Annotated in this window: 4 protein-coding genes and 1 tRNA gene; 3 read left to right on the forward strand and 2 right to left on the reverse strand. The window is 59.5% G+C overall.

Going from position 1 to position 4,384, the window contains the following annotated elements; genetic code table 11:
- Positions 1–226: 226 nt before the first annotated feature.
- Positions 227–302 (reverse strand) — tRNA-Asn (locus tag LD28_RS0111705).
- A gap of 133 nt (positions 303–435) precedes the next feature.
- Here LD28_RS0111705 and uvrB point away from each other — a divergent pair.
- From uvrB to LD28_RS0111720, 3 genes are all read left to right on the forward strand, one after another.
- Entirely contained in the window at positions 436–2,448 is a 2,013-nt protein-coding gene (gene uvrB / locus LD28_RS0111710; protein ID WP_033137148.1) for an excinuclease ABC subunit UvrB, read from the forward strand.
- A complete protein-coding gene (locus LD28_RS0111715) occupies positions 2,445–2,702 on the forward strand; it encodes a YkvA family protein (RefSeq protein ID WP_033137149.1) in 258 nt (85 codons plus the stop codon). The genes uvrB and LD28_RS0111715 overlap by 4 nt, the downstream gene beginning before the upstream one ends.
- A 187-nt stretch (positions 2,703–2,889) precedes the next feature.
- Positions 2,890–3,540, forward strand: coding sequence for a DedA family protein (locus tag LD28_RS0111720; RefSeq protein WP_033137150.1), 651 nt, complete (start codon positions 2,890–2,892; stop codon positions 3,538–3,540).
- A gap of 86 nt (positions 3,541–3,626) precedes the next feature.
- Here LD28_RS0111720 and dsbB read toward each other — a convergent pair whose 3' ends face one another.
- The gene (dsbB, locus tag LD28_RS0111725; protein WP_033137151.1) at positions 3,627–4,148 is read right to left on the reverse strand and encodes a disulfide bond formation protein DsbB; all 522 of its coding nucleotides are present in this window, start codon (positions 4,146–4,148) and stop codon (positions 3,627–3,629) included.
- Between the last annotated feature and the right edge of the window lie 236 nt (positions 4,149–4,384).

Raw genomic sequence — 4,384 nt, forward strand, 5'->3', positions numbered from 1 at the left:
TCATCGCCCTGAAAGCCGCGCCACCACTGGGATGCAAGTGCTGTTCAAAAAATACCGGAAGAAAAATGTTTGTATAGAAATCAAATAGTTAGATGCGACAGGAGAAAACTCTGTCGAGCCGGATCGGGGAACAAAAGGGATCGTCAGCAGCAAGAAGGATCTTGTGCATTAAAATTGGCAGGAGAGGGCACTAAAGTGGATAACTTGCACCGAGATGGTGAGGAATTGGCTCCCCCGACTGGACTTGAACCAGTGACATACGGATTAACAGTCCGCCGTTCTACCGACTGAACTACGGGGGAACATCGAGCAAGGAGGAGCACTATACAGAAGGCGCCAAAGGTGGTCAAGCCATTCGCGGTGTACCGGTGCGGGTGTACCGCTGCCAAACCCTCGGTTACACTGCTCCTCTGCTGTTTTGTGTCGGGAGTGTTCATGAGCAAATTGTTCAAGTTAGCCAGCCAGTTTCAACCCGCCGGGGATCAGCCCACGGCGATTGCCCAGCTGCTGGAGGGCATCGAGTCGGGGCTGGCCCACCAGACCCTGCTCGGGGTGACCGGCTCGGGCAAGACCTTCACCATGGCCAATGTCATCGCCACCCTCAACCGCCCGACCATGATCCTGGCCCCCAACAAGACCCTGGCCGCCCAGCTCTACGGTGAGATGAAGGAGTTCTTCCCCGACAACGCGGTGGAGTATTTCGTCTCCTACTACGACTACTACCAGCCCGAAGCCTATGTGCCGACCACCGACACCTTTATAGAGAAGGATGCCTCCATCAACGATCACATCGAGCAGATGCGATTGTCGGCCACCAAGGCGCTGCTGGAGCGGCGTGATGTGGTGATCGTTGCCTCGGTGTCGGCCATCTATGGTCTGGGGGATCCCCAGGCCTACCTCAGCATGATGCTGCACCTCAAAGTGGGGGATGTGATCAACCAGCGGGATATCCTGCGCCGCCTCGCCGAGTTGCAGTACACCCGCAACGACATGGCCTTCCAGCGTGGCACCTTCCGGGTGCGCGGCGAAGTGATCGACATCTACCCTGCCGAATCGGACAAGCTGGCGCTGCGGGTGGAGCTGTTTGACGAGGAGGTGGAGCGGCTCTCCCAGTTCGATCCCCTGACCGGCGCCATCGAACAGACAGTGGTGCGCTATACCATCTACCCCAAGACCCACTATGCCACCCCGCGCGAGACCATTCTGGGGGCCATCGAGCATATCAAGGAGGAGCTGCGCAGCCGCCGCGAGCAATTGTTGTCCCTCAACAAGCTGGTGGAGGAGCAGCGCATCAGCCAGCGTACCCAGTTCGACATGGAGATGATGCAGGAGCTGGGATATTGCTCCGGCATCGAGAACTACAGCCGCTACCTCTCCGGCCGGGCGCCGGGGGAGCCGCCGCCCACCCTGTTTGACTACCTGCCGGGGGATGGCCTGCTCATCATCGACGAGTCCCACGTCACGGTGCCGCAGATTGGCGCCATGTTCAAAGGGGACCGCTCCCGCAAGGAGACCTTGGTGGAGTACGGCTTCCGGCTCCCTTCGGCGCTCGACAACCGACCGCTCAAGTTCGACGAATTCGAAGCGCTGATGCCCCAGACGGTGTTTGTCTCGGCCACCCCCGGCCCTTACGAGCTGGAGAAGTCCGGCGGCGATGTGGTGCAGCAGGTGGTGCGCCCCACCGGTCTGCTCGATCCGGAGATTGAGGTGCGCCCGGTGACCACTCAGGTGGACGATCTGCTCTCCGAGATCCGCAAGCGGGTGGCAGTGGAGGAGCGGGTGCTGGTGACCACATTGACCAAGCGGATGGCGGAAGACCTGACCGAATATCTGGCGGAGCACGACGTCAAGGTGCGCTACCTCCACTCCGATATCGATACGGTCGAGCGGGTGGAGATCATCCGCGATCTGCGTCTCGGCAAGTTCGATGTGCTGGTGGGCATCAACCTGCTGCGTGAAGGTCTCGACATGCCGGAGGTGTCGCTGGTGGCGATTCTGGATGCGGATAAAGAGGGCTTCCTGCGCTCTACCCGCTCGCTGATCCAGACCATCGGCCGGGCGGCGCGCAATCTCAACGGCAAGGTCATCCTCTACGGCGATACCATCACCAACTCGATGAAGGTGGCCATTGAGGAGACCGAGCGGCGCCGCGCCTTGCAGCATGCCCATAACCTCAGGCACGGCATTACTCCCAAAGGGCTCAACAAATCCATTGGCGATGTGATGGACATGGGGGGCAGCCGCACGGCAGGCAAAGCGGGCAAGGGGATGCGCAAGGCGGCCGAGCCGCAAGGGGAGTACCATGTCCGCTCTGCCAGCGAGATCGCCAAAGAGATCAAACGGATGGAGGAGCAGATGTTCCAGCATGCCCGGGATCTGGAGTTCGAACAGGCGGCGGCGCTGCGGGATCAGATCCAGCGGCTGCGCGGCGAGTTGATCGAATCATGAGCCGCAAACGCTGGCTTATTTGGCAACGACTGCGTCGTCTCTATCAGGGCTTTCGCCACCCTGCCACCCCCTGGTGGGCGCGGGGGCTGGTGATCCTTATCCTGCTCTATGGCATCAGTCCGGTGGATTTGATCCCCGACGTGGTGCCGCTGCTGGGTTGGCTCGATGACGTGACCCTGCTGCTGGTGTTGCTGTGGGGCTGGGAGCGTTGTCTGCCACCTGCAGTGCGCAGCGATCTGGAGACGCCCTCCTAGCGGGAGCGGCGTTTATGGCGACTCATCGTCTCGTGCCATTTTTTGCTCTCCAGCTCTGGATGGCAGGGGGAGAACGGCGTTATTTCAAGGCTCCCTCAGCGGGAAGCAAAAGAGGCTGGCTCGGTGATTGTGGCCCGGATGGCATTGGCGTAGACTCCACGCCGTTCACTTTATGGGTATGGAAAAAATGGATCTGATCCTCTTTGCAATCGACTTTATCCTGCACGTTGACGTGCATTTGAAAGAGCTGTTCGAGAACTATGGCGTCTGGGTTTACGCCATCCTGTTTCTGATCATCTTCTGTGAGACCGGGCTGGTAGTGACGCCGTTCCTGCCGGGTGACTCCCTGCTGTTTGCCGCCGGTGCCCTTACCGTCGGCAGCGTGCTGGACGTCCACACCCTGGCCGGGGTGCTAATCATCGCTGCCGTGCTGGGCAACGTGGTCAACTACACCATCGGCCACTTCTTCGGTGAGCAGCTGTTCCGTAACCCGGATTCAAAAATCTTCCGCCGCGACTATCTGGACAAGACCCACGCCTTCTATGCCAAGCACGGTGGCAAGACCATCATCATCACCCGCTTCCTGCCCATCGTGCGTACCTTTGCGCCGTTCGTGGCGGGGATGGGAGCCATGACCTATCCGCGCTTCCTGGCGTTCAACCTGGTTGGCGGCCTGCTTTGGGTATTGTCGTTCGTCTATGCGGGCCACTTCTTCGGCAACCTGCCGGTGGTGCGCCACAACTTTACCCTGCTGATCTTCGGCATTATCGGTATCTCCCTGTTGCCCATGGTGATTGGCGTGGTCAAGGCCAAGATGGGCGCTGCCAAGGCGGGTTGAGCCTGACTTGAGCACCAAACAACAAGGGGAGCCATATTGGCTCCCCTTGTTGTTTTATATCGCGATGGGTTGCGGTTTGAGATGACTCAGTTGCAGCAGCGCCCTTTCACCAGATTGCCGATAGCCACCACGGTGAAGACCAGCAGGTAAGCGGCGAAGATGACGACCAGCCACTGGGGCATGGAGTAACCGAAGAACTGCCAGGTGATTTCGGCACAATCCCCTTCCGGCATAAAGAGCCAGGGGAGCCACTGATCAAGCGGAGCCCAGCTCGGGAAGTCGGCAAACGGGCTGCAGACGTTGAACGGGGAGGGGTTGACCTGATAGTCCACATGTTGGAGCGCCAGCTGGAAGCCGCGGAAGGCACTGTAGCCCCACAGCAGCATGGCACTCCAGCGGACGTACCACTTCTCTGGTGCCACCATGCCAAGCAGACCGGCACTGAGCACACCCAGGGTTGCCAGTCGTTCGTAAACGCACATCACACAAGGGTGCAGACCCAGCACATGCTGGAAGAAGAGGGCACACAGCTCAAGGAACAGGGCGGAGGTGGCCAGGAGCCCCCAGGCCAGCCGATGGGCTGCTACACGGCGGAGAAACTCGATCATCTCATTGATCTCTCAGAAAAAACAGTGGCTGAATTAGAGCAGAGCAGGGCGCAAAAGAAAAGGGCCCAAGCGGGCCCTTGCAAACGGAAAGGCAGGATCAATGCAATGCCGGTGCGACGGTCGCCGCTCCCTGAGAAAGCATCAACCATCCCTGTTGATAGAACCACTCTGTCAGCGGGGCAAGCAGCACTTCTACGGCGAAGAAACCGACCAGACCCAATACCAGGGTATAGGGC

This window comes from Aeromonas finlandensis (assembly GCF_000764645.1).
GTDB lineage: Bacteria > Pseudomonadota > Gammaproteobacteria > Enterobacterales > Aeromonadaceae > Aeromonas > Aeromonas finlandensis.

What these genes read in the sequence shown, in the direction of transcription:
- uvrB (WP_033137148.1), top strand. Translation starts at nt 436, where the DNA reads ATGAGCAAATTGTTCAAGTTAGCCAGCCAGTTTCAACCCGCCGGGGAT.
- LD28_RS0111715 (WP_033137149.1), top strand. Translation starts at nt 2,445, where the DNA reads ATGAGCCGCAAACGCTGGCTTATTTGGCAACGACTGCGTCGTCTCTAT.
- LD28_RS0111720 (WP_033137150.1), top strand. Translation starts at nt 2,890, where the DNA reads ATGGATCTGATCCTCTTTGCAATCGACTTTATCCTGCACGTTGACGTG.
- dsbB (WP_033137151.1), bottom strand. Translation starts at nt 4,148, where the DNA reads ATGATCGAGTTTCTCCGCCGTGTAGCAGCCCATCGGCTGGCCTGGGGG.